The organism is Pseudomonas sp. HN2-3 (genome assembly GCF_020691745.1).
GTDB lineage: Bacteria > Pseudomonadota > Gammaproteobacteria > Pseudomonadales > Pseudomonadaceae > Aquipseudomonas > Aquipseudomonas capeferrum.
Window position 1 is genome coordinate 3429560 of record NZ_CP085704.1, and the last position, 25896, is coordinate 3455455.

Here is a 25896-nt window from a genome sequence, read left to right on the forward strand (position 1 = left end):
GTGCCCGGTCGCCGACAATCAGCGCTTTGCCTGCGTCGCCAACAAGAACAACATATTCCAAACAGTGGGGCATCCATGAGCAATACGGCTACCTTCAAGCGCAACCTGGGGCTGCTCGACCTGACCCTGATCGGCGTCGGGTCAATGATTGGCTCAAGCTGGCTGTTTTCATCGCTACTGGCGGTGAAGATCGCCGGTCCGGCCGCCTGGATTTCCTGGCTGATCGCTGCATTCGCCAGTTTCTTCATCGCCATGACCCTGGCCGAACTGGGCAGTGCGCTGCCCAAGACCGGCGGGTTGGTCCGATACCCGGCCATGACCCACGGGCCTCTGATCGGGTTTATCGTCAGCTTTGCGGCGTTCATCATGTACTCGTGCGTGGCCGGGCTCGAGGCCGTGGCGGTGCGCACCTACGCCAGCGCCTGGCTGCCCGCGCTGGGCGGTGCAGAACCCACCCTGCTCGGCTGGTGGTTCCAGGCCGGCTTGATCGGGGTGTTCTTCCTGATCAACTACTTCGGGGTCAAGTCGTTCGGCAAGGCCAATTCGCTGGTAACCGTCATCAAGCTGGGGGTGCCGGCGGTGGTGATCGTGACCTTGGCCTTGCATTTCGAACCCAGCAATTTCACCGCCCATGCGTTCGCGCCAAACGGCGTCAGCGGTATCACCGCCGCCGTTTCCACTGCGGGGCTGATCTTTGCCTTTGGCGGGTTCCAGAACATCGTGATGTTCAGCGCCGAGGTCAGGAACCCCTCGCGCACCATTACCCTGGCGATCTTCTTCTCGTTGCTGATCACCACGCTGGTGTATGTGCTGCTGCAAGTGACCTTCATCGGGGCGGTGCCCAGTGCAATGCTGAACCAAGGCTGGGGCGCCCTGCAGATGAGTACGCCATTCGCCGACCTGGCCAGCATGCTGGGCCTGGCATGGCTGGTCAAAGTGATCATGGCCGATGCCCTGATCTCACCCGCCGGCACCGGCAACGTGTACCTGGCGGCAACCGCACGACAGGTGTATGCATGGGCGCGCAATGGCACGTTCTTCAAACGCTTCACCGCACTGGACGCCAACACCGGCGTCCCCCGGCTGGCCCTGTGGCTGTCGCTGTTCATGGCGCTGCTCTGGACGTTGCCGTTTCCCTCCTGGGAGGCCTTGGTGCAGGTGAACTCGGCAGCTGGGGTGATGCTGTTCACGCTGCTACCCATCTGCGTGATGACCCTGCGCCTCAACGCGCCCGACCTGCCGAGGCCTTATCGGATCCGCGGCATCGGCCTGATCGCGCCACTGGCATTCGTGAGTGCAACGTTCATCTTCTATTGGGTGGGCTGGAAGACCCTGTCGTGGATGCTCGGCGCGTTCCTGCTATTGATGCTGGTCTATTGCCTGGTGGCCCGAGGCAGACAAGTCGCGGGGGTTGGCTTTGCCCAGCAGCTGCGCTCAAGCGCCTGGATCGTCGCCTACTTCCTGGGCTTGATGCTGATCAGCTGCCTTGGCAACTTCGGTGGCAGCGGGCTCATGCCGGCGCCGTGGGACCAGGCCTTGGTTCTGGTGTTGTCGCTGGCATGCTTCTATTGGGGTGTCGTGTCTGGCATCGCGCGCGCGCCACAGCAGGTGAGGCTGGCCACCGTGCCCGGCGCTTAATCGATGCTTTGCAGAAAGCCTGCCAGCCGCAAGGCGATGGCCTCCAGGGCTTGCGGGCAGTAATGTTCAGCGCTCCAACCGGCGTGCAGGTCAATGCCCAGGTAAGGTTGCGCAGGGCTGGGTAGCGGGTCAATGACCCGCAGGCTGTACGCACCGAAGCGCGGCAGGTCGGTCACGATACCAATGCCGCGCCCGGCTGCGCACAGCGCTTGCAACACAGTGGCGTGGCCACATTCGCTCACCCCACGGTAAGCCAGCCCTGCACGAGCCACCGCCAGGTCCAGCTGGATGCGGCTGATGTTCTGGCTGCCGAGCAGCAGCAAGTCGTGTTGCAGCAGCTCGGCCAAGGCTATCTCGCTGCGCCCTTCGAGCGCCCATGGGTGCGCTGCCCAGACATAGGCGCGCAAGGGCGCCCGTCCCAGGTAAAGGCTACGCAGGTCGCTGTCGAGGGCGCTGGGTGTAACCACCATGTCCATGCCTTGATGAAAGCGCTCAAGCAGATCGGCATGAGGCGCATCCACGGTGAGGATCATCGGGTCGTCCCTGCCCAGCGTAGTGATGAATGGCGCGATCAACTCACTGATGGTGGCAGGCGTGGCGGCGATGCGCAGGTCGCGCAGTTGGCCGCTGGCCAGGCTTTGCGCGGCAATGCGGATACTGCGCGCCTTCTCCAGCAACTGCCGCGCCAGCGGCACCAGGGTATGGCCCGCAGCAGTCAGGGCCAAGCGGTTGCGATGGTGCTCGAACAGCTGCAGGCCCAGCTCCTGCTCCAGGGTCTGGATCTGACGGCTCAGCGCTGGCTGAGCCAGGTGCAGTTTATGAGAGGCCGCGGTCACGGTGCCTAGATCGACCACTGCAAGAAAGCACTCGATCCGCCTGATATTCACTGTGCAGGTACTCTTAGGCCAATGCAGAACGTGCCCATGAACAGGTCATCACAGCTAGGAAGTCATGGGCTCGCATGGCGCGCATCATAACGGGCTTTGCAACATTGCTACAGAGGCTTGCGGATACGCCGACGGCGCCACCTTGAAGGCAGCACCGCCTGCAACGGCGCCTCAAGCCCCCGTGTGCATCTCGCGAATCAGCTTCTTGTTGATCTTGCCAATGCTGGTCTTGGGGATATCGGCAACGAAATGCACCTGTCGCGGAATCGCCCACTTGTTGATCTGCCCGCAGTCGACGAACTGCTTCAGGTGCGCCTCGAGCATCGGCTGGTCAAGGCTGCCGCCTGATGCACGCACCACCAGGGCGATAGGCCGCTCGCCCCACTGCTCGTCAGGGATGCCGACCACCGCCACGGCGCTGACCGCCGCATGCTGGCTGATCAGGTTTTCCAGGGTCAACGAGCTGATCCACTCCCCGCCGGTCTTGATCACGTCCTTGATCCGGTCCTTGATCTCCAACACCCCGTGGCGGTCGATCGAGCCCATGTCACCGGTGTGCAGCCAGCCGTCCTGCCACAGTTCGGCGCCTTTGAGCGGCTCGTGCAGGTAGCCCTGGGTCAACCAGGGTGAGCGCACCACGATTTCACCCAGCGACTCACCGTCGTGGGGCATGGCGTAACCCTGGGCATCGATGATGCGCAGGTCGACCATCGCCACGGGGGCGCCGGTTCTGATCCGCTGCGTGACCTGCTCGGCCATGGGCAAGGCCAGGTCGGCTTCGCGCAAGTGGGTCAGGGTCAGCAGCGGGCAGGTCTCGGACATCCCGTAGCCACTGTAGATCAACATGCCACGCTCGCTGGCCTGGCGGGCCAGGCCGTGGGTCAACGCGCTGCCACCGAGCAGGATCTTCCAGCGGCTGAAATCGGTGTGCTGGCCTTGCTCGCAGTCCAGCATCATCTGCAACAGGGTCGGCACGCAGTGGGAGAACGTCACCCCTTCGTCGCGGTACAACCGCACCAGGGTGTTCGGCTCGTAGCGCCCGGGGTACACCTGCTTGACCCCCAGCATCGTGGCCACGTAAGGCACGCCCCATGCGTGCACATGGAACATCGGCGTGATGGGCATGTACACGTCGCTGGACCGTAACAGTGGCTGGCCATCGTAGGCGGCGAAGGTGCCCAGTTCGTTGAGGGTGTGCAGCACCAGCTGGCGGTGGGAGAAGTACACCCCTTTGGGGTTGCCCGTGGTGCCGGTGGTGTAGAACAGCGTCGCCACCGAGTGCTCGTCGAAGTCGTCGAACTCGGCTTCAGGGCTGGCGGCGGCCAGCAGCGCTTCGTACTCGCCCAGCACGGGCAACGAAGTGGCCGGCGCCTGCGCGTCCGTAAGCTGCACGTAGCCGCGCACGGTCCCCAGCTGACCGTGAATCTGCTCCAGCAGCGGCACGAAGTCGTCATGCACCAGCACCACTTCGTCTTCGGCGTGGTTCATGGTGTAGGCAACCTGCTCGGGGGACAGGCGCACGTTCACGGTGTGCAACACCGCACCCAGCATCGGCACGGCAAAAAAACACTCGAGCGAGCGGTGGCTGTCCCAATCCAGTAGCGCCACGGTATCCCCGGCCTGCACCCCGGCCGCACGCAGCGCATTGGCCAGGCGCCGGACCCGCTGGTCGAGGTCGCGGTAGGTGTAGCGCAGCTTGTCGGCGTAGACGATCTGCTGTTCCGGCTGGTGGCGGACCCCTGACATCAGCAGGCGTTTGATCAGCAGGGGGTAGGCATAGGCACCGGCTGCCGGCGGCATTATTTTTGTCTTGGCCATGTAGGTAGCTTCCAGTTATTCGTGTTCGGTTCGACTAAAAGGCACTCACGCGCTCATCCGCGTGGGCGCCTGGGGTTGGCACACGCGCTCGTCAGGTGGCGTCGGCGCAGCACACGTCTCGGGCTCGGCGGCAACAAAGCGCTTGTCCGGCAGCAGGAAGTACGACAACGCCGGGATCAGCACCAGGGCACCCAGCATGTTCCACAGGAACATGAAGGTCAGCAGGATGCCCATGTCGGCCTGGAACTTGATCGGCGACCAGGCCCAACCGACCACGCCCGCCGCCAGCGTGATGCCGACCAGGCCGACCACCCGGCCTGTGAAGGCCACGGCGTTCTGGTAGGCCTCGCCCAACGAGCGGCCCTGGCGCTGGTAGTGCAACTGCACGCTGAGCAGGTACAAGGCGTAGTCCACGCCAATCCCGACACCCAGGGCGATGACCGGCAACGTGGCCACTTTCACGCCAATGCCCATCGCCACCATCAAGGCCTCGCACAGCACCGAGGTCAGCACCAGCGGCAACAGCGCCACCAAGGTCGCCCGCCAGCTGCGGAAGGTGATCAGGCAAAACAGCGTGACCGCCAGGTAGACGAACAGCAGCATGGTGCGGTTGGCGTCACGGACCACGATATTGGTTGCCGCCTCGATGCCGGCGCTACCGGCCGCAAGCATGAACTGGCGCTCTGGGGTGCTGTTTTCGCGGGCAAAGCGGTCGGCGATAGCCACCACATCGTCGAGGGTCTGGGCCTTGTGGTCCTTGAGGTAGGCGATCACCGGCATCAGCGAACAGTCGTTGTTGAACAGCTCCGGGGCGTTGACCGACGCTTGTTGGGCGGCATAGTTGAGCATGTCTTGGTTGCGCTGCAGGCTGCTCATCTTCGGGTTGCCCTCGAACGAGCCTGCGGTGATCTGGCGCACGGCGTTGACCAACGAAACGGTGGTCTGCACGCCCGGGTACTGCTGCAGCTCCCAGGCCAGGCGGTCGGCGAGCATCAGCGTCTGGTAGCTCAGGCAGCCTTCGGGTGGGGTCTTGATCATCACCGCAAACAGGTCGCTGGACAGTGCGTAGTGGCGGGTGATGTAGGCGTTGTCGCGGTTGTAGCGCGAGTCGGCGCGCAGCTCCGGCGCGCCGCTGTCGAGGTCGCCGATCTTCAGCTGCAGGCTTGCCCAGAAACCAACTGCGCCCATCAGCACGGCCACCAGCACCGCGCCGGTCGCCCACTTGCGCGTGGTGAAGCGGTCGAGCGCATCCCACAGCTTGCCGAAGCCGCGGTGCTCGGCGGCGCGGCGGTCGATGCGCAGGGCGCGCTCGGCGGCCTTGCGGCCCACGCCGACATACGACAGCGCCACCGGTATCAACAGCAACGAGGTGAAGATCAGTACCGCAACCCCAATGCTCGCGGTGATCGCCAGGTCCTTGATCACCGGGATGTCGATCAGCATCAGCACGGCAAAGCCCACGGCGTCGGCCAGCAGCGCGGTGACCCCGGCCACGAACAGGCGCCGGAAGGTGTAGCGCGCGGCTACCTGCCTGTGCGTGCCGCGGCCGATGTCCTGCATGATGCCGTTCATCTTCTGCGCCGCATGCGAGACGCCGATGGCGAAGATCAGAAACGGCACCAGGATCGAATAAGGGTCGATGGCATACCCCAGCCAGCCGACGATACCCAGTTGCCACACCACCGCCGCCAGCGAACAGCACACCACCAGCAAGGTACTGCGCACACAGCGGGTATACAGGTAGATGATCAGCAGCGACGTGCCCACCGCCAAGGCGAAGAACATCATCACCTGGACCAGCCCGTCGCTCAGGTCGCCCATCAGCTTGGCAAAACCGATGACCCGCACCTTGTACTTGCCGTGGCCCTCCTCGCCTGCCCTGCGCGCCTTGCTGTCGCCGGCGTACTCGTACTTGTCGCGCAGTTGCTGTTCGAGCATCTGCGAGAACTGCCGGTAGTCGATGCCGCGGCCGGTGGCCAGGTCGTGGTCGAGCAGCGGCACCACCAGCATGCTCGACTTGAAGTCGGTCGCCACCAGGCTGCCGACGATGCCGGCACGGTTGATGTTCTGCCGCAGCTGCTCGATGTCGGCCGGCTTGCCCTGGTAGTCGTCGGGCATCACCGTGCCGCCCTGAAAGCCCTCCTCGGTGACTTCGGTCCAGCGCACCCCGGGGCTCCACAACGACTTCATCCAGGCGCGGTCCACGCCCTGGGCGAGAAACAGCTCGTCGTTGATCTGCTTGAGCACAGTCAAGTACTCAGGGTCGAAAATGTCGCCCTGGGTGTTCTCCACCACCACCCGCACCGAGTTGCCCAGGCCGCGCAGCGATTTGCGGTTGTCCAGGTAGTTCTGGATGTAGGGTTGGCTCTGCGGGATCATTTTCTCGAAACTGGGCCGCAACTCCAGGCGGGTCAGCGCCAGGTAGCCCAATACCCCCGTGACCAGCACCATGAACAGCATGAACAGCGGGCGGTAGTTGAAGACCATGCGCTCCAGCAGGTTGCCGGAGCGGGGATCGAAATCCTTCAGGTCGCGGATCACCGGCAGGGTGTCTTGCTTGATGTTGGCCATCACGAGTTCTCTTCGAATGCTTGGGGTTGTTATCGGGCCGGCAGCACGCGTACACCGCGTTCACCCACCAGTACGGTGCCGTTGCTGCGGGCCTGCACCGCAGCGGTCACCGGCGCCGGCGGCACCTGCGGCTGCACGGCAAAACTCAGGCCGCCGTCGCGGCTGCGCAGTACCTGGCCGGCCTGGCTGAACAACCAGTAGTCGCCGTTGCTGTCGATGCTGGCAGCCGTGATGCTTTGCGTAACCCCCGTGTTCACCCGGGCCCAGCTCTGCCCGCCGTCACTGCTGCGCGCCACATGGCCACGCAGGCCATACGCAAGCACTTCGCCGGGTTTACCGAGCACCCCGAACCAGGTCCCTTGGTAGGGGCTGGGCAAGCTGACGAAACGCTGTTGCCCAGCCTGCCACTTGAGCAGCAAGCCCTGTTCACCGGCCACGTACAGCTCATCACCGATTGCATGGATGGCATTGAGGTGCAGGCCTTGCGGGTTGTCGGTGCGGTCCTGCATCGGCACCCAGCTGTTGCCGCCGTCGTCGGTGCGCAGGATCAGGTTGAACACGCCCACTACGTAACCGTGCCGGGCGTCGACGAACCACACGCCAAGCAAGGGTTTGTCGGCGCCCTCCTCCACCAGCCGCTGGCCTTCGGCGGCAAATGCCGGCCATTGGGGGTCGTCCGGATGCGCCTTGGCCAAGGCCTGGTAATGCGCCTCGACCAGCGTGCCGATCTGCCGGCCGTCAAGCTGCCGGGCCCAGCTCGCCCCCCCGTCGCGGCTGTGCAGGACCACGCCATCGTTGCCCACCGCCCAGCCTTCGCGCGCATTCGCAAACACCAGGGCGTTGAGGTCGGCACTGACCGGCACACTGGCCTGGTGCCAGTCCTGGCCCTGGTTGTCGGAATACACGATGTGCCCACGCGGCCCCACCGCCACCAGCCGATCCCCCGCCCGCGTCACATCGCGCAAGGGGCTGAGCACCGCCAGCGCGCTCGGCTTGGCCGGCAAGTCCAGCACATCGACATACCCAGCCGCCCGCGCCGGGCCTTGAACGCCAGCCACAGCCATGGCCAACGCCAGCGCCCAGGGCGCCCATTTTCTTGAACAAGCCATGCCACATCCTCTGCAGACTCTGCCGGCTGCCCTTCTGGCGCGGCCGGCAGGTTGATCGTCGGGGGTCAGCGAATACCGGCGCCGGCGAGGGCTTCGGGCGACCACTGCGCCTTGGACAGAGGGCTGATGTACTCGATACCACCGTGCGGGCCGATCAGGCCGTTGATGTTGTAGCTGCCGCCGACCAGGTCGTAGACCACATGCGGGTTGTTGTTGGGGATCTGCACGTCGTAGCTCTGCGTGAAGAAGCTGTAGGAGCCGCGATACAACTGGCCTCGGGCGTCGTACTGGTCGGACGCCAGGGCGAACCAGCTGTCCTCGTCCAGGTAGAAGCGGCGTTTGGCATAAATGTGCCGGGCATTGCCCTTGAGGGTGCCCTCGACCACCCAGACCCGGTGCTTCTCCCAGCGCACCTGGTCTGGCGCCAGGTGGTTGGGCGTGGTCAGGCTTTTCGGGTCGTGGATGTAGGTCAACCGGTAGGTGTTGTACGGCACGTACATTTCGCGCTTGCCCACCAGGTGCCAGTCATAGCGGTCCAGCGCACCGTTGAACACATACACATCATCGAAGGTACCGGAGCCGGCCGTACCGGGGTTTGGCGTGTCGTAAGCCAGGTTCGGTGCCAACTTCACCCGGCGCTGGCCCGGCAGGTACTGCCAGGCGCGGCGTTCCTGCACCAGAGGGTTGGCGGCATCCTTGAGCATCATCGACTCACCGGCACGGCGTGCCGGGCCTTCGAAGTACAGCTTGGTCTGGAAATAGATGTCCTTGGCTCCGATGACCTTGTTCAGGTCCTCGTAGATCGGGTAGGCGTTGTAGGCCAGGCCCGTGGTGGCCAGGGCTGCCACACCGGCTGCGTCGACGTTCCACGAATCGTACTTGGCCTTCTGCGCTACGCCCTGGTAGCGCAGCAGGTGGTTCCACATGGCTTCGGCGCCCGACTGCGGGATGGGGAACGGCACGCCAGGCAACACATTCTCGATGGCCAGGCCATCCTCTAGCGACTTGGCGTTGGCGGCATTTTTCAGGGTGTTGTCCAGCAGCGCCTTGGGCAATGCCGCCGTACGGTGGCTCGGGTAGACCTCGATGCGGAAGGTGGGGAAGCGCTTGGCCAGCTCCACCGTGGTGGCGGTCAGCGAGCCCTGATACTGCTCGACGTTCTTGCCATCGATCACCAGCAGTGGCTTTTCCGCCGTGTAGGGGTCAGGCCGCAGGGTATCGCCTTGCTTGAAACCGGCAGGCGGGGTGTTCAGGCCGCCCTCGTAGGGCGGGATGGAGCCGTCGGCGTTGCCCGCCTGGTCGGCCCCCACCACGGTCAGGTCCTTGCCCAGCCGGGCGACGTCCTGGGCCGGTGCGCCCGCGTGGGCATGCCCGGCGAAGATGACCGCCAGCGAGGCGCACAGCAGGCTGTTGAGATGCTTCATCGCGTTTCTCCGCTTGTTGTTGTAGTGGCGTTTCAGAAGGTGGTCTTGAACGATGCGGTGACCATGCCGCGGTCCTTCAACAACGGCGCCAGGCCTGCCTGCGAGGTAATCTGGCCGGGGATGCACTGGTAGCGCCCGTTGGTGCCTGGGGTGTTGTTGTCGGTACCGGTTTCGCAGGTATCGAACTTGCCGAAGGAGTCGACATACTTCAGGTCGAACTTGTACTTCTGGTAGACATCGGCGGCGATGCCCACCGAGTAGCTGCCCGAATCCTCGTTGCCGCCCAGTTGCACGGCAGAGTTGCCCTTGAGGCCAACGTTGTAGGACAGCGGCATGGAGATATCGACCCCAGGCAGCGCCTGGAACCAGGTCGGCGTGAAGTTGACCGCCAGGGTGTAGGCGTTGGTGGTGACCTTGTCGACACCCTCGTAGCTGGAATCACCCTTGAAGGTCTGCTCACCCTTGTCGACGCTGACCAGGTGGGTCATGGCGCCCTCCACCGCCAGCGACGAGGCGTCCCACAGTGGCGTGGCACCGAACGTGACCAGGCCGTTGAGCACCACATGCAAGGTCTTGCCGCGGGCCAGGCCGGTCTCGCCGTTGCCCGGCACCTCGCCGATCAGGTTGGTGCCGCCCGCCGTGCCCACCAAGGCCTGGTACAGCGGCCCGTTGATGGTGGTGAAGTTGCTGATCAGCGGCATGTTCTCGCGGTAGTTGACGTCCAGCCCGACACTCACCGGCCCGACGTTCTTCGCCAGGCTGATGCCGTAGATATCGATGTCGTCGGCGTAGGCCGCCATATAGCTGGTACCGTCCAGGCTGCCGGTGTGCAGGTTGGGCGCATTGATCAGCACGGCCGGGGTCGGGTCGGAGGTGTTGCGGTAGTAGAAGCCCAGGGTGCCGTCGAGCCATTCCGGGCTCCACTTGGCCATCAGGCCGAAGTCGCCCGCGTTGCGTGGCCGGATGTCATGCCCGCGGGGTGCACCGTAGAACGCACCGGCCCCGCCAACGGCATTGGGCACCGGCAGCCAGAAGATATCGCCACCCTCGCCGAGCATGTCGTAGGCGCCCATGTAGGTACCGCCTTCGGGCAGGCGCGAGTTGTCGAACTCGAGGAAGTACTGCGCCGCCAGCGTCAGCTCGGGGTTGACCGTGAAGCTCAACGACAGCTGCTTGCGCGGCAGGAACAGCTCTTTGGTTTCGGTGCCCGGCACGTTGTACAGCTTGGCCAGGTCCAGTGCCGACTGGCCATAGTTGATGCCGTTGGCGGCGTTGAACAATGTCTCGCCCCAGTACACTGAGTGCCAGCCAAGCTTGCCACTCAACATCGACTCGTCGCCGATCTCGGTGTTGTAGAAGACGAAGGCATCGAGAAACTCGCCGGACGGCCCATTGTAGTAACGGTCGCTGTAACGGCTCAGGCCATGATGACGCGCCGGGCCGCCGGCCAACACGGTGCCCGCCGGCAAGCCTGCGGCCGGGCGCGCCAGCACCAGGTTGCCGGCATTGCCCTGCTGGCCGGGGAACGGGTTGCTGTTCGAGCCGACGTCGTCATAAGCATGGTCGTACCAGCTCGCGGCGCTGACGCGCATGCCCATGCTGCCCTGATAGACGATATCCAGCTCGGTGAGCAGATCCAGGCGCTGGGTAACCGCGCTACCCACACTGAAATTCTTGTCGCCGTCATTGAGATTGGAGGTGCGGGCGACCTTGGCGTTTTCGCCTTCGACCCGCTGGCCGTAGCTCAGCTTGGCGGTGTTGTCGAAGCGCACGCTCCAGTCGGGGTCGGCGATGTCCAGCTGAAATGCCTGGGCAGCGGGTGCACCGGCGATCAGCAGCAGCGTGGCCATGAGGTTACGGCGGGGAAGGCAGAAGAGAACGTTCTTATTGTTGTTCATGCGATGTCTCTGCTTGGGTGAGTCTCTGCTTGGGTGATAGATGCGCCCTAGTAATCGAGTTGCCGGATCAGGGCCTCGGCATGGGGCCATGGGCCGTAGCCCGAGGCAGGGTTGAGGTGGCCGACGGCACCGAGCTCGACCAGCTCGCTGCCCCACTGCGCGGCCATGCCGGCCACTGCGGCGGGGCTGGCCAGGTGGTCATTGCTGCTGGCCGCCAGCAGGCTTGGGAAAGGCAGCGGGCCGCCCGGCAGCGGCGCCCAGCCGTGGGCGCGCAGGCTGTCAGGGCTGGGGTAGCCTTGCGGCCAGTCGCTTTGCAGGTCAGGGGGGGCGGCGAGCAAGGCGCCCTTGATCGGGCGCTGATAACGTGCGGCCCAGTGCACCACCATCAGCACACCGGCACTGTGCGCGACCAGGATCACCGGGCCATCGATTGCGGCCAGTTCACGCTCGATCGCCTCGACCCGCGCCGTGCAACTGAGCGTGTCGGTTGTCAGCGGCGGCACGGCACGCACCTTGGCCAGGCGAGCCTGCAACAGGGTTTGCCAATGTTCTGCCACATGGTCGCGCAGACCGGGAACGATCAGCACGGTAGCGGCGGTTTGCAGTTTTTCCATGTCAGGGCCCTTTGCTCTGGATCACTCGGTCGATTGCCGACTGCTTGAGGGCCAGAGTAAAGCGTCGTTCCGGCACACGCTTTACATTGCGCGTCAGCCATTTTTCAGTTGATGACACAGTTGGCATGGCGGCCCGCACGCCCTTGGTGAGTGGGACCAGCGGTCTGAAAATGGCTTTGCATCCGATGACACAAACGCTATAAGTGACTACCCGCCAGCGCAGCGGGACGCCCATCAAGAACACGTGGAAAACAACAAATATGACCGTGCTCGCCCGTGCTGCTTCGCTGACCAATTACCTGGAAGTCTCCCGCCATCTGGGCCTCAATGGCCATGGGCTGCTGGCCCAGGCTGGCCTCAGCGCTTCATTGCTCGAAGCCCCCGACCAGCGCATTCCAGTCGCTGCTGCCATCAACGTGCTCGAAGAGTCGGCGCGCCTGAGCGGCTGCGAAGCCTTCGGCCTGCGCATGGCCGAACTGCGCCAGTTGTCGGATTTTGGTGAAGTCAGCCTGCTGATCAGCCACCAGCATTCGCTGCGCGATGCGCTGCAGGTGATCGTGCAATATCGCCATGTGCTCAACAATGCCCTGGCGATTCACGTCGAAGAAACCGGCAAGACGGTGATCATTCGCCAGGAAGTCATCACCGAGCAGCCCATGCACAGCCGCCAGGCCATCGAGCTGGCCATTGGTGTCATGCACCGCTTCTGCTCGGCGTTGCTGGGCGCGCACTGGCACCCGGTCAGCGCCAATTTCACTCACGCTGCCCCCGCCGACCTGGCCATCCACCGCCGCATCTTCGGCTGCAAGCTGGAGTTCAACAGCGACTTCAATGGCATCGTCTGTTCCGCCGCCGACCTGGACACGACCAACCCACAGGCCAACGAAGCCATGGCGCGGCTGGCCCAACGCTACGTGTGTGCCCTGCAGGATGACGGCAACCCTTCGCTGGTGCACGAGGTGCGCAAATCGATCTTTCTGCTGATGCCGATGGGCCGCGCCACCATCGAGCACATCGCCCAGACCCAGGGCATGAACGTGCGCACCTTGCAGCGCCGCCTGGAAGAGGATGGCGCCACCTTCAGCGAGCTGGTCAACAGCGTGCGTCGCGACCTGGTGCTGCGCTACCTGGAAAGCCCCGGCTATTCACTGGGGCGTATCGCCGACATGCTTGGCTATTCCATGCACAGTTCATTCACCCGCTGGTTCATCAACCAGTTCGGCCAGCCACCGGCCACCTGGCGTGTGCAGCATGACCTGCACACGCCGCACAAACGCGCCCGCAGCGCCGCGCAAGGGCCTGTCACCACGCGTTGAGCGCCTGGTGTAGTGGGAGTTGTGGATGCCTGGAGATTGTATTTGGGGCCACCAGGTGCCTGGCTTGGCATTTTCAGCGCTTATCAGATCGAGCGCCGCCCGCGCGGCGCATCGCGACGCAAGGCCGCTCCTACATCTGTTTCGGGCCAATTATTCCTGAGGCATTTGCGCGCGGCCCCTTGGTGCCCGCCTCAATGTTGCGTCGAACAAACAAGGCGGTCGCGCGCTTTTGTCACAGGCATAACTGGCCCGAAACAGATGTAGGAGCGGCCTTGCGTCGCGATGCGCCGCGCGGGCGGCGCTCGATCTCCGCCCCACCTCCAAAGCGAAGACAGGCACCTAGCCGCCATCATCCTATCTCCCGACAAGCACCTACCAGCCCCACTTCCCCAACATTCCGTGAAGAAACCTAAAAAGCCGAGGGCATCCTGGCCTCCATCGCCTGGGCAAGCGCCAGGCTGTTCATGACAGGGTCTCCTGGCAGGCCATCACGATGAACACCCGGTCACCCTCCACCTCCACGGGGTAGCTGGCCACCTTGAGCGCCGTGGAATTGAGCAGGTAGCCGCTGGCCAGGTCAAAGCGCAGGCCATGGGCCCGGCACTGGATCACACCACCGTCCAGCTGGCCGGCGCACAGCGACGACCCTTGGTGCGGGCAGTTGTCGTCAATGGCCAGCAAACGCCCGGCGATATTGAACAGCGCCAGGCTTTTGCCTGCATGCTCGAACAACGCGCGCCCGCCGACCGTGGGCACGCGCTGGGCCGGCACCTCGATACGCTGCGTCATGCGCCGGCCCCCGCTGCTGCCGAACGCGACAGCGCCAGTTGCATGGCGTCGAGCAACGCCTCTGGCGGCTGCGCACCGAACACGGGCAGATGATCGTCGAACACGAAACACGGCACACCCCGGCTGGCGATGTTCGCGCTGGCACTGGCAAACGGCCGGCCATCGCCGCGCAGGCTGCCGGCCAGCGCGGCAGGCGCAAAACCGCACTGCTCGGCAATACGCAACAGCGTGGCGCGGTCGCCCAGGTCTTCGCCCAGCCGGAAATACGCTGCAAACAGCCGCTCCAGCAGCGCTTCGAGCTGCTGCTCGCTGCCCAGGTCGGCAGCATGCAACAGCAAGCGATGGGCGTCTGCAGTGTTGGGCATGCGCGCAATGCGGCTGAAATCGAGCTGTTCACCTACCGCACTGGCGGCCTCCTGTACCTGGGCCTGGCGTTGGCGCACCGCCTCGTCACTGCCCAGGCGGCGCCGGTAGAACGCGGCGAACGGCTGGCCGGCCACAGGCAGGTCGGGCAACAACTGCACGCCCTGCCAAGCCAGGTTGATCACGACCTCTGGCCGCGCTTCGCGCAATTGCGCCAACGCACGCTGCAATTGCCGCTTGCCGATCAGGCACCACGGGCAGATGAAATCGACGTACACATCAATCGACAATGAAGGGTTCACGTTCGGGCCTCCAGTACAGGCTCGACAGGCGCTGGCATGCTTTCGCCCAGGGCCAGGCGCGCCATGTCACGGTGGTAGTGGCGCTTGGCGTAGAAGAACACCGCCGCGGCGGCGATGCTGATCAACGGCACCAGTTCAAAGGCGGCCTGCAAGCCGATCAGGTCGGACACCTTGCCGGTGATCAACGGGCCGGTGGCCAGGCCGAGCAAGTTGTTGCTCAAGGTCAGGGTGGCGAAGGCAGTGCCATGCACCGTGTAGTGGGTCAGGTTGGCGACCATGGCGCTGGACGGGCCATTGGTGCCGGCGGCTATCATCATGCCCAGGCAGATGAGCACCAGTTGCGGCATGCCCGCCGGCAAGGCGAAGGCCACCGACAGCAGCACGCAACTGCCCAGGCAATAGGCGATGGCCAGGCTGATCTTGCGATCAGGGCGGTTGCGCCCCATGCGGTCGCACAGCATGCCGCACAGCACGATGCCCACCCCACTGCACAGCACGATGAGCGCCGCCACCGCGCCGGCCTGGTCGGTGCTCATGGCGTAGTAACGGTTCAGGTAACTGGGGAACCAGACGATCACCGTGCCGCCGACGAACAGCTGCAAGCCGCTGCCCACGTAGGCGCTGATGACCGAACGGCTGGAATACAGCGTGCGCAACGGCCGCAATGCCTTCAGCGCAGCCTTGTCGGCGGCATCGGCCAGGCCCCTCGGGGCAATGCGCGCCTCACGCACGATCAACGGGTAGAGCACCGCCAGGGCCAGGCCAAAGAACGCCATGCCGGCAAACGCCCAGCGCCAGCCCAGGTGCTGGGCCATCACGCCGCCCAACGCCATGCCCAGCACCGAGCCGAACATGCCACCGGCCATGAACGAGCCGGCCAGGGTGGCGCGCATCTCGCGCGGGAACACCGCCACCACCACGGCGATGCCGACGCTGCCGTAAGCGGCCTCGCCGACGCCGACCAGAAAGCGCGCGATGAACATCTGCTGGTAGTTCTCGGCGACAGCGCAGCCCAGCGTGGCCAGGCTCCACATCACCGCCATGAAGGTCAGGCTCTTGATCCGGCCGATGCGGTCGGCGAGCAAGGACAGCGGAAAGGTCAGCAGGCCGACCATCAAGGCGACGATGCCACTGAGCAGGCCGAGCTGGCTGTCGCTGAGCTGCCACTCCTGCTTCAGCAGGGGGAACACGGCATTCAGCACTTGCCGCGACATGTAGTCGGAGATCAACAAACCGAAGGTCAGGGCAAAGACGATCCAGGCGTAGCGCCGGGGGATGCCCAGTGATGTATCAGCGCCGGGTTCTGACGCACTGGCGTGGTAGGTGGCCATGCTGCCTCCTCGGGTATCTGGCTTGGGTTGTTTTTGTTGTTATGGGTAACAGCCGATCAGGTACTACTGGAAGAACAACAGCGCTCTATGGGCCCTGCAAAAACATGTGGGAGCAACTGCCTTGCTCAAGCGGCTCCCACAAGCCCCTGCTCATTCATCACGCGCGCTGTGGCACGCCCTTCTGCCCTGGCCGGCGGTTCGGCGCCATGCCGTTGGCCAGCAAGGTCTGCTCGACGGTCGCGTACTGCTCGCCGATGCGGTAGATGGCGCGCGCTTCCTTGCCGCTGGCCACCTCACGCCCCAGTTCGTGCGCCACGCGCACGGTCTGCTGAATCTGCTGCACCGAGGTGAACGGCTTGCCGTGCTGGTCGATGATGGTGTCTTCGATGCCACAGCGCGGGTGCAAGCCCATGGCCAGAGCCATGGTGTTGAACGGCAGCACGTTCTTGAGCAACGACTCCGCAGTCAGGGTGCAACCGTCCGGCGCCCGGTGCACGAAATTGAAGAAGTTGAACGGGTTGGGGCCGTCGAAGCCGCCACCAATGCCGATCCAGGTCAGGTTCAGCGGGCCTTTGTAAACGCCCTTGCGCACCAGGCGCTCGAGGGTTTCCAGGGCATGCATGCCAGTCAGTTGGAAGTGCGGCTGGATGTGGCTCGCCTGCAGGCGGCGCAGGTGCTCTTCGACCCAGGCCGGCCCCGCAGGCACGGTCATTTCACTGTAGGCGGCCTGGATCCCGGGGCTGGCCAGCGATGTGCCTTCCAGGTACTCCGGGTACAGCAGCTCCATGATGTTCATCTGGGTGGTGTTGATCGCCACCGTCACCTGGTCAGGCTTGGGGGTCAGCTCGGCCAGCATGTGCCGGGTGTCGTCGCTCAGCCACTTGGCCGCTTCGCCTTCGCCTTCGGGCGCAAAGGAAATCGAGCCACCCACCTGGATGATCATGTCCGGTACCGCTTCGCGGACCCCGGCGATCAGTTCGTTGAACTTGGACAGGCGCTTGGAGCCGGTGCCATCGAGTTCGCGCACGTGCAGGTGGAGCACCGTGGCGCCCGCTTCATAGCAGTCGACTGCCTTTTGCACCTGCTCATCCATGGTGACCGGGATGTCCTGCGGGAAATCATCCGGCATCCACTCGGGGCCATAGGGCGCCACGGTGATGACTACCTTTTCCATGTTTTCCGGGTGCAGCGAGTCGTCGAAGAATTGCATGTCTGATCCTCAGTCTTGTTCTTGTCTGTTCAGAAGGTGCTGTCGCCCATGATCCCGGCACGCTCCATCTTGCGATGGCAGGCCGGGTAGTCCATGACGGCGTAATGCTGGGTGCTACGGTTGTCCCAGATGGCGATGCTGTTGGGTGTCCAGCGCCAGCGCACCTGATACTCGGGGATATACACTTGGCTCACCAGGTAGCGCAGCAGGTCGGCGGCACCGGGGTTGGCGTCCTGGCCGAAACGCACGCGTTCGGGGGTGTGGTAATTGCTGAAATGGGTGGCGAAGGCATTGACGAACAGCACCTTCTCGCCGGTTTCCGGGTGGGTACGCACCACCGGGTGCTCGGCGTCGGGGTAACGCGCCTTGAGCGCAAGGCGCTTGTCCAGCGGCATGGCCGCACCAAAGCTGGCCTCGATGCTGTGCCGGGCGCGCAGCCCTTCGACCCTGGCCTTGATCTCGGCCGGCAGGTTGTCGTAGGCCAGCACCATGTTCGCCCACATGGTGTCGCCGCCTACCGGTGGGCATTCGACGCAGCGCAGCACGCAGCCCATCGGCGGCGCTTCGCGCCAGGTGGCGTCGGTGTGCCAGGCGTTCTCATAGCGGTCGGCCGGCTGGTCGGGGCGCTTGTAGATCTGCACCAGGCCAGGGTGCTCCGGGTCGCTGCCGGCGACCGGGTGGTCTTCCAGCTCGCCGAAGCGGCGGGCAAAGGCCACATGCTCGGCGCGGCTGATGGCCTGGTCACGCAAGAACAGCACCCGGTGCCTGAGCAGTTGGGCGCGGATCTCGGCGAACAGGCCGTCATCATGAATGGCATCGGCCAGCCTGACGCCCACCAGTTCGGCACCGATGGCGCAGGTCAGTTGTTCGACTTGCATGGCAGTGCCCCCTCAGATGACGAAGATCGACGAACCCGTGGTCTTGCGTGACTCCAGGTCACGGTGGGCCTGCACCGCATCCTGCAGGGCGTAGTGCTGGTTGATCTCGATGCGGATGCGGCCACTGCTGACATGGTCGAACAGCTCGCTGGCCAGGCGGGCTTTTTCCGCCGGCTCGGCGATATAGTCGGCCAGGGCCGGCCGGGTCATGAACAGCGACCCCTTGATCGCCAGGATCTGCGGGTCGAACGGTTCGATGGGGCCGGACGCAGTGCCCACGCAGACCATCAGGCCGCGGCGCTTGAGCGAGTCCAGCGAGCCCATGAAGGTGTTGCGGCCGACGCTGTCGAAGACCACGTTGACGCCCACGCCGTCGGTCAGCTCACGCACGCGGCTGGCCACATCCTCGTGGCTGTAGTTGATGGTGTGGTCGCAACCATGGGCGCGTGCCACCTGGGCCTTGGCGTCGGTGGACACCGTGCCGATCACGGTCAGGCCCAGCAGTTTGGCCCACTGCGAAACGATCAGGCCGACGCCGCCCGCCGCAGCGTGCAGCAGGATGCTGTCACCCGGCTTGAAGTCGTACAGGCGGCGCATCAGGTACGACGCCGTCAGGCCGCGCATGGTCATGGCGGCGGCGGTCTCGAAGGATAGGGTTTCCGGCAGTTTGATCAGTGCTGCTGCGGGGATCAGGCGTTCGGTGCTGTAGGCGCCGAGGGTGTTGATAAAGCCGGTGTAGGTCACCCGGTCGCCAACGGCCACATGGCTGACGCCCTCGCCCACCGACTGCACCACACCCGACGCTTCCACGCCCATGCCATTGGCCAGCGGGATCGGGTAGGTGCCGTTGCGAAAATAAGTGTCGGCGTAGTTAAGGCCAACCGCCACGTGGCGCAGGCGCACCTGCCCAGGGCCCGGCTCGCCGACTTCGACGTCTTCGTAGCGCAGGACCTCAGGCCCTCCGGTTTCGTAGAAACGTACCGCTTTGGCCATGCCAATCTCCTTTCTTGTCGTTCTTGTTAACCGATAAACCGCGTGTTGAAGGGCAATTTAGGCCGTTGCGCCAAGCGGCGCTTATCATCGGACGACAACGGTTTTTCAGTTGATGACAGCGCGCATGGCACAAGCGCTCAGAGCGCTGAAAGGCCACCATCGACGGCGATGGCCTGGCCGGTCATGTAGCTGTTTTCGCGGGCACACATTGCCCGCCCCCCGTGGCGGCACGGGCGAGGATCTTCTTCGCCAGGCTCATCCGGTGCACTTCGTTGGGGCCGTCATAGATACGGAAGCTACGGGCATCACGGAAGATCCGCTCGACAATCGATTCGCCCGTGACGCCCTGCCCGCCCAGCACCTGCACGCAGCGGTCGATCACCCGCCAGATGGCCTCGGAGCTGAGCACCTTGGCCATGCTCGACTCGAAATTGCCACGCTCGCCCTGGTCCAGTACCCAGGCGCAATGCCAGATAGCCAGGCGCGTGGTATGCAGGTCGATTTCGTTGTCGGCGAGCATGAAGCCCACGCCCTGATGCTCGCCCAGCGGCTTGCCGAACGACATTCGCCGGTTGGCATAATGGCAGGCCTCGTCATGGGCGCGGCGGGCCTGGCCCAACCAGCGCATGCAGTGGGTCAGGCGGGCCGGCGCCAGGCGCACCTGGGCGTAACGGAAACCTTTGCCCACCTCGCCCAGCACATCGCTGGCCGGCACCCGCAGGTTGTCGAAGCGCAACACCGCATGGCCGCCGGCAAAACAGCTGTCCAGCGAGCCCATCATGCGTGCCAGGATAAAGCCCGGGCGGTCGGTGTCGGTCAGGAACATGGACGCGCTACCGTCCTCCATGCGCGCCATGATGATCGCCAGCTCAGCGCCTTCGGCACCGGTGATGAACCACTTCTGGCCATTGATGACGTAGTCGTCACCGTCACGCACGGCCTGGGTGGTCAGCATCGAGGGATCGGAGCCGGCACCTGGGCTGGGCTCGGTCATGGCGAAGCACGAGCGGATGTGGCCCTGCACCAGTGGCCGCAGCCAGCGGTCTTTCTGCGCCGGCGTGGCAACGTGTTCCAACAGGTGGATATTGCCTTCGTCGGGCGCGTGGATGTTCAGGGCGACGGGCCCCAGTGGCGAATAGCCCGCCTCTTCGAAAATGATCGCCTTCTCGATATGGCTCAAACCCAGGCCGCCCATTTCACGCGAGGCATGCGGGGTCAGCAGGCCGTGTTCACGGGCCCTGTCGAGCAGCGTCTGGCGCAGCTCAGGCGATGGACCATGGGCTGTCTGGCGGGGGTCATGCTCCATCGGCAGTACCGATTCGGCAATGAAGTGCCGGACTTTGGCTTGCAGGGCGAGCTGTTCAGCTGGGAGGGCAAAATGCATGGTGGGGTTCCTTGTAGAGGCTCAGGCGTGCAGGCGACGCGGGTCGATGGCGGCATGCAACTGCTCCATGACGGTCTTGTCGATCGATGCCTTGCCGGGGTCGTAGGGGGTGTAGTTGAGGGTGCGTATGCACGCGTGGGTTACCTGCGCGCCCGCCATGTCGATATCGACGATGTTCAGGCAGGCAGGGTCTTGTTCGAAGGCGGCAAGCCCGCCCAGCCCGGCTCCGCTGGCCCAGGCCAGCAGGATGCGGTTGACGGCGTCGTGGCTGACCAGCAGCAGCGATGCCCAGCCGGGCTCAGCCAGCAATTGCTGGAAACTGTCTAATACCCGTTGCTGGAACGCCGCCCAGGGTTCACCGCGCAGAAAGGCAGCGCCGTGGTGGTCGGCCATTTGGTAGGCCTGGGCCACTTCGCGGTACAGGCAATCCAGGGGGATTTCCCGCAGGCGGCCGGCCCGCACCTCGCGCAAGGCGGCGCGCTGTTCCACCTCCAGGGCGCGGTGGCCCAGCAGTTGGTCGAGGGTCTGGCGGGTGCGCGGGTAGTCCGAACACACCGCACGGTCGAACCGAGTGTGCGCCAGCACACGGCCCAACGCCTGGGCCTGGGCCACGCCTTGCGCCGACAACGGTACAGTGCGCGGGTCGAGTGGGCGGCCGTCGGCGTCGAAGTAATCGACATGGCCATGGCGAACCAGATAGCAGCGGCGACGCTGTACGGGCAATTCAGTCATGGGCCAGCACCTTGGGGTTGCTGATGCTCAACTGCGCCCGGTTGATTGCCCGCAGTGCCTCCAGCAAGCGCGTAGCGTGCTGATCGTAGGCCCCTTGGCGAATGTTCCGCGCTAGCCACTCGCGGGCCAGCTCAAGCTCGGTCACTGCCTGGCCGCCCTGTGCCAGCAAGGCCTCCAGGGCCTGGCGCTCGACCTCGGTACAGTCCGCTGCCTGCGCCAGTTCGCGGCTGGCGATCAGCATGGCGCTGGCGACCATCCGCCCTTCGTAGTGCAACCCTTTCGGCAACGCCGGCAGCAAGTGCGTGAGCAGGGCTTCGTGCGCCGTCACAAGCAGGTCATGGGCATCAGGCTGGTTCATGCGTGGCCTCCACGGGTGAGCAAGATGATTTCCTGTTCCAGTTCACTGACCATCCGCCCGGTCAACGCCAGCTCCAGCGAACGTTGCTGGCCCGACACGTGGCGTTGAGCCTGCTGCAGGGCGATCACTGCCCAGCGCAGGTGGGCCATGACTTGCCAAAAGCGCAGCGCCTGGCGGTCCAGTTCCAGCGCCGACACGCTGCGGTACCCGGCGAGCAGGTCATCCAGGCGGCCGACGCCGCCGGCCTCCAGGTCCGGCCGGCCGAACCGCCAGCAACGTGCGGTGAACCAGCCCAGGTCTTCACGCGGGTCACCCCAGCCGGCGAACTCCCAATCCAGCACGCCGGTCAACGCGCCGGCCTCGACCAGGTAGTTGCCGGTGCGGTAGTCGCGGTGGATCAGGCACGCGGGCAAGGGCGCAGGCTTGTTCAGCTCGCACCAGCGCAAGCCCCACTCCAGTGTCGGATGGCTACCTGGCAAGGCATCCAGAAAGCTACGGTACTGATCGACGCTGGCCTGCACCGCGTCAGGCGCTGCAGCGGGCAGAAACGCCAGCCCCGGTTGCGGCGGACGCAACTGATGCAGGCGCGCGAGGTTGGCACCCAACTGCCGGCATAGCGCCGAGTTGCCCTCAGGCGCGGCGTGGTCGTGGGTGAGGCGGTGGCCGCTGGCATTGCCATCGAGGGCCTGCATGATGAAGAAGCTGCGGCCGATCACCTGCACGTCCTGGCACAGCCAGAGTGGCTTGGGCACCTTGACGCCGGCCTGGTGAACGGCGCTGAGCACCGCGAACTCTTGCGCGCGGCTCAGGCTGGCGGCCACAGCGGACACCGCGTCAGTGCGCAGGACCCAACGCTGGGGCTTGCCGGCGACATCGGCTTCGAGTAGCCAGTTTTCCTGGATGGCACCGCCTGACAATCGCTCACTGCGGGTGATGTGCACTGGCGGGGTGTCGAATTGCTGAGTCAGGTAGGTAGACAGTGGCTCATGGGCGCTGGCGATGTCGAGGCGAGCGCTGGGTTGCGGCGCGTGGTGACGGGTTGGCATAGGCGGTCCGGTTGGCTGTTCGTAGGTGAACAGGGCAATAGCAAGATGACTGCCAGGTTTTTTGATATTTAGTTAAGTCTTGTTTATCAATGGGTTGGGTATGGTTTTGCGGGGTGTTCTGGGCAGGTTTGAACGGGGCGGTTTCATTTTTGAAACGGTTGTTCAGGGGTGCACGCTCGACACGACATCTTCAGCGCCTATGAAATCGAGCGCCGCCCGCGCGGCGCATCGCGACGCAAGGCCGCTCCTACATCTGTTTCGGGCCAATTATTCCTGAGGCATTTGCGCGCGGCCCCTGGGTGCCTGTCTCAATATCGCGTCGTACAAACAAGGCGTTCGCGCGCCAATGCCACAGACCTCACTGGCCCGAAACAAATGTAGGAGCGGCCTTGCGTCGCGATGCGCCGCGCGGGCGGCGCTCGATTTACGCCCCACCTCAACACCTGAGCCAAGCGCCTTGCAGCCCCCTGATCCCCCGACTACACCCCGCCCCCCCAACCAACAACCAAAATTCCCACGCACCAAGCGCCCCCTCGGCTAGGATGTCTGGCTGACCCGACGGAGCACTGCTTGCCATGCACCTTCCCGCGCTCAAACCGAACCAGCTGCGCCCGCCCGCAGATCCCCACAAGGGCCTACTGCGCATACGGTTGCTCGACCAGCTGACCAGTGCGCTGGACGACGGCGCTGTCATCCTCCTGCAAGCGCCCTTGGGCTATGGCAAAAGCACATTGCTTGGCCAGTTCGCCCGCCGCCTGGCAGGCCCCTTCGCCTGGCTGCGACTGACCCGTGCCGAGAACCAGCCCCTGGCCCTGCTGCTGCACCTGCACGCAGCGCTGCAGTTGCCCGCGCAAGCGCGCGACACGCCCCAGGGCGAACTGCTGTGGAGCCAGATCCTGGCCGACCTCGAAGCCCGCCAGGCACCCGTGACCTTACTGATCGACGACTTGCACCTGCTCAACGCCGCCCAGGCCTGGCACTACCTCGACACCCTGCTGCACGACCCGCCCGCGGCACTGCGCCTGATTGCCGCCAGCGAAGGCCCGCCGCCACTGCCGCTGGCCCACCTGCGCCGTAACGGTCGGCTGGTGCTGCTGGGCGCCCGTGAACTGGCCCTGGACAGCGAAGAGACCCGGCAATTGGCACTGGCCCGCGATGTCAGGCTGGGCAGCGATGCGCTGTACCAACTGCGCGCTGGCAGCGAGGGCTGGCCCAGTGGCGTGCTGTTCTGGTTCGAGGCCTACCGCGAGGCACTGCACAGTACCGGCCAGCCACCCGCCGACCTGCGCCCGATCACCCGCCAGGCCTATGCCCATGCCCGGCAGTTTCTTGAAGAAGAACGCCTGCGCCACTTGCCCACGGCGCTACGCAGCTTTCTCGAACATACCGCCGTGGCCCAGGTGTTCGATGCAGGCCTCGCTCGCGAACTGGCCGCCGACACCGATGTCGCGGCCGCGCTGCGCCAGTTGCAGCGCCTGGACCTGATCATCGAAGTGCCGCACGCCAGCCACGCCGAATACCGCTACCACCCTGCCCTGCGCAACAGCCTCTACCAGCGCCTCGAACAACGCGACCCGCAGCGCCTGCGCCTGCTGCATCGCCAGGCGGCAAACTGGCTGCTGGTGCAGCGGCGCTACACCGAGGCGATCTACCAGTTCGGCCGGGCCAGAGACCTGGATGCCGTGCTCGGCATCGTCGACCGGCATGGCTTCGAGCTGTTGCGCGAGGGCAAGGTCAACACCCTGGTCGATGTACTCGACGAAGTGGCCGGCCATGCCGGCAACGACAGCTTCACCCTGGCGGTGACCGAAGCCTCCACGGTGATGGTCACCAACGATATCGCCCAGGCGTGCCAATGCCTTCGCCAGCTGTACGCCCTGCAGCGTCGCCAGGCAGTGCCGCGGCACCCCGAGCGGGTACAGCAGACGGTGATGTTCCTGCGCAGCCGCCTGGCCTACCTGGGCGGCAACCTGGCGCACGGCCTGGCCCTTGCGGCGCGGGCACTGCAGCAATTCGGGCAACACAACGCGGCGCGTTCGGTGCTGTATTTCGACCGGGCCAACTGCCTGGCGGCCCTGGGTCAATTGCAACCGGCCCACGCCGAAGCCAGCCGTGCCCTGGTCGAGTTGCAGGGCTTCGGCCTGAGCGGCTACACCAACTTGCTGCAACTGCTGCTGGGCCAGATCGAGCTGGCCCAAGGTGCCAGCGAAGCGGCCTGGGCGCGCCTGCAGAACATGGCCGAACTGCCCGCCGCCGGCAGCTCGGGGCGCTTCTACGAACTGTTCCGGCACTTGGGTAAAGGGCTGGCGCTGCTGCAGGCCAACCAGCTGACCCAGGCGCGCCACGCCTTGGCCCAGGCCGAAGTGCTGGCCCTGGGTTTCCCGCACAGCGCCGCGCTGCCCTGGGTGTTCCACCACCAGGCCTGCCTGCACTGGGCGCTGGGCGAGACCAGCCAGGCCAAGGCGCGCTGGGCCGAAGTGCGGCGCCTGGCCCTGCAGTACCGCTTGTTCACCCTGTATCGCCAGGCCGGGGCCTGGCTGGCGCGCCTGGCGCTGCGCGACAACGACCCGGACTACCTGCCTGGCTGGCTCGACCAGTGGCACTGGTGCAACCGCCAGTATGACCAGCAGCTGCTGCCGGAGGAGTGGCTGGCCTATGTCTGGGTGCAGCGCCACCTGGGGCAGCGGGACAAGGCGCGGCAGATCCTGGCGACACTGCAGGCTCAGGCCCAGGCCCAGCTGAACCGCCGGCTGTTGCTCGACACCCTGTTGCTCGACGCGGCCCTGCACCAGGACCGCGGCGCCCACGACGACGCCCTGCACAGCCTGGAACAAGCATTGCAACTGGCGTGTCAGCACGGTTTCGGGCAACTGTTGCAGTACGAGGGCGACGCCTTCCTCGAAGCCTTGCGCCAACTGCTGCTGCCGCAGGTTCGCGAACGCCTGGCCCTGGCCGCCCCGGCACCGCCACGCGAACGCCTCAACAGCCTGTTCCGCCCGTTGCTGGCCGGCCGAGAGCACGCCGACAGCGCGTTGATCGTGCCATTGTCACGCCGTGAGCTGGAGGTGCTGCAACGCATGGCACGTGGGCAGAGCAACGGACAGATCGCCGAAGCGATGTTCATCAGCCTGAGCACGGTCAAGACCCACATCAACAACCTGTTCCGCAAACTCGACGTGGTCGACCGTGACAGCGCCTTGTGCTCGGCGCGCGAACTGCAACTGCTGAACTGACT

Annotated in this window: 20 protein-coding genes; 3 read left to right on the forward strand and 17 right to left on the reverse strand. The window is 65.0% G+C overall.

What is annotated here, in order from left to right; translation table 11 throughout:
• Window positions 1–75 precede the first annotated feature (75 nt).
• Window positions 76–1638 (forward strand): APC family permease, encoded by a 1563-nt coding sequence (locus tag LJX93_RS15635; protein ID WP_227696164.1) that lies wholly within the window; start codon window positions 76–78, stop codon window positions 1636–1638.
• On the opposite strand, the gene LJX93_RS15640 is transcribed toward LJX93_RS15635, so the two are convergent.
• The 7 genes from LJX93_RS15640 to LJX93_RS15670 all read right to left on the reverse strand — a co-directional run bounded on the left by LJX93_RS15640 (window position 1635) and on the right by LJX93_RS15670 (window position 11959).
• Complete coding sequence (locus LJX93_RS15640; RefSeq protein ID WP_095064545.1) at window positions 1635–2525, reverse strand: LysR family transcriptional regulator; 891 nt, start codon at window positions 2523–2525, stop codon at window positions 1635–1637. The genes LJX93_RS15635 and LJX93_RS15640 overlap by 4 nt on opposite strands.
• A gap of 171 nt (window positions 2526–2696) precedes the next feature.
• On the reverse strand, window positions 2697–4343 hold the full coding sequence (locus LJX93_RS15645) for a fatty acid--CoA ligase (protein ID WP_227696165.1): 1647 nt from the start codon (window positions 4341–4343) through the stop codon (window positions 2697–2699).
• A 45-nt stretch (window positions 4344–4388) separates the two neighbouring features.
• Entirely contained in the window at window positions 4389–6914 is a 2526-nt protein-coding gene (locus LJX93_RS15650) for an efflux RND transporter permease subunit (RefSeq protein WP_033698536.1), read from the reverse strand.
• A 29-nt stretch (window positions 6915–6943) separates the two neighbouring features.
• The gene (locus tag LJX93_RS15655; protein ID WP_033698538.1) at window positions 6944–8023 is read right to left on the reverse strand and encodes a WD40/YVTN/BNR-like repeat-containing protein; all 1080 of its coding nucleotides are present in this window, start codon (window positions 8021–8023) and stop codon (window positions 6944–6946) included.
• Between the two features lie 65 nt (window positions 8024–8088).
• Window positions 8089–9447, reverse strand: coding sequence for a DUF1329 domain-containing protein (locus LJX93_RS15660; RefSeq protein WP_033698539.1), 1359 nt, complete (start codon window positions 9445–9447; stop codon window positions 8089–8091).
• A 32-nt stretch (window positions 9448–9479) separates the two neighbouring features.
• On the reverse strand, window positions 9480–11345 hold the full coding sequence (locus tag LJX93_RS15665; protein WP_156311477.1) for a DUF1302 domain-containing protein: 1866 nt from the start codon (window positions 11343–11345) through the stop codon (window positions 9480–9482).
• Window positions 11346–11392: 47 nt separating this feature from the next.
• Entirely contained in the window at window positions 11393–11959 is a 567-nt protein-coding gene (locus LJX93_RS15670) for an RBBP9/YdeN family alpha/beta hydrolase (protein WP_047583380.1), read from the reverse strand.
• A gap of 260 nt (window positions 11960–12219) precedes the next feature.
• Between LJX93_RS15670 and LJX93_RS15675 the strand changes: the two genes are divergently transcribed.
• The gene (locus LJX93_RS15675) at window positions 12220–13275 is read left to right on the forward strand and encodes an AraC family transcriptional regulator (RefSeq protein WP_033698543.1); all 1056 of its coding nucleotides are present in this window, start codon (window positions 12220–12222) and stop codon (window positions 13273–13275) included.
• A 462-nt stretch (window positions 13276–13737) separates the two neighbouring features.
• On the opposite strand, the gene LJX93_RS15680 is transcribed toward LJX93_RS15675, so the two are convergent.
• From LJX93_RS15680 to LJX93_RS15725, 10 genes are all read right to left on the reverse strand, one after another.
• Window positions 13738–14064, reverse strand: coding sequence for a Rieske (2Fe-2S) protein (locus LJX93_RS15680; RefSeq protein ID WP_033698544.1), 327 nt, complete (start codon window positions 14062–14064; stop codon window positions 13738–13740).
• Complete coding sequence (locus tag LJX93_RS15685; protein WP_033698547.1) at window positions 14061–14729, reverse strand: DsbA family oxidoreductase; 669 nt, start codon at window positions 14727–14729, stop codon at window positions 14061–14063. Before LJX93_RS15685 ends, LJX93_RS15680 begins: the two co-directional genes overlap by 4 nt.
• Window positions 14726–16060 carry an MFS transporter gene (locus tag LJX93_RS15690; RefSeq protein WP_047583383.1) on the reverse strand — a complete coding sequence of 445 codons (1335 nt, stop codon included), beginning with the start codon at window positions 16058–16060 and terminating at the stop codon, window positions 14726–14728. Before LJX93_RS15690 ends, LJX93_RS15685 begins: the two co-directional genes overlap by 4 nt.
• A gap of 157 nt (window positions 16061–16217) precedes the next feature.
• A complete protein-coding gene (locus LJX93_RS15695) occupies window positions 16218–17270 on the reverse strand; it encodes a 3-keto-5-aminohexanoate cleavage protein (RefSeq protein ID WP_033698550.1) in 1053 nt (350 codons plus the stop codon).
• A gap of 29 nt (window positions 17271–17299) precedes the next feature.
• On the reverse strand, window positions 17300–18148 hold the full coding sequence (locus LJX93_RS15700; protein WP_033698551.1) for a TauD/TfdA dioxygenase family protein: 849 nt from the start codon (window positions 18146–18148) through the stop codon (window positions 17300–17302).
• 12 nt (window positions 18149–18160) lie between these two features.
• The gene (locus tag LJX93_RS15705; RefSeq protein ID WP_033698552.1) at window positions 18161–19141 is read right to left on the reverse strand and encodes a quinone oxidoreductase family protein; all 981 of its coding nucleotides are present in this window, start codon (window positions 19139–19141) and stop codon (window positions 18161–18163) included.
• A 181-nt stretch (window positions 19142–19322) separates the two neighbouring features.
• Window positions 19323–20525: an acyl-CoA dehydrogenase family protein gene (locus LJX93_RS15710; RefSeq protein ID WP_156311553.1), complete on the reverse strand. Its 1203-nt coding sequence runs from the start codon at window positions 20523–20525 to the stop codon at window positions 19323–19325.
• Window positions 20526–20546: 21 nt separating this feature from the next.
• Window positions 20547–21257 (reverse strand): histidine phosphatase family protein, encoded by a 711-nt coding sequence (locus tag LJX93_RS15715; protein WP_095064548.1) that lies wholly within the window; start codon window positions 21255–21257, stop codon window positions 20547–20549.
• Window positions 21250–21615: a DUF6285 domain-containing protein gene (locus LJX93_RS15720; protein ID WP_156311552.1), complete on the reverse strand. Its 366-nt coding sequence runs from the start codon at window positions 21613–21615 to the stop codon at window positions 21250–21252. Before LJX93_RS15720 ends, LJX93_RS15715 begins: the two co-directional genes overlap by 8 nt.
• Window positions 21612–22661, reverse strand: coding sequence for a phosphotransferase family protein (locus tag LJX93_RS15725; protein WP_227696166.1), 1050 nt, complete (start codon window positions 22659–22661; stop codon window positions 21612–21614). Before LJX93_RS15725 ends, LJX93_RS15720 begins: the two co-directional genes overlap by 4 nt.
• 575 nt (window positions 22662–23236) lie before the next feature.
• Here LJX93_RS15725 and LJX93_RS15730 point away from each other — a divergent pair.
• On the forward strand, window positions 23237–25894 hold the full coding sequence (locus LJX93_RS15730) for a LuxR C-terminal-related transcriptional regulator (protein ID WP_227696167.1): 2658 nt from the start codon (window positions 23237–23239) through the stop codon (window positions 25892–25894).
• Window positions 25895–25896 lie beyond the last annotated feature (2 nt).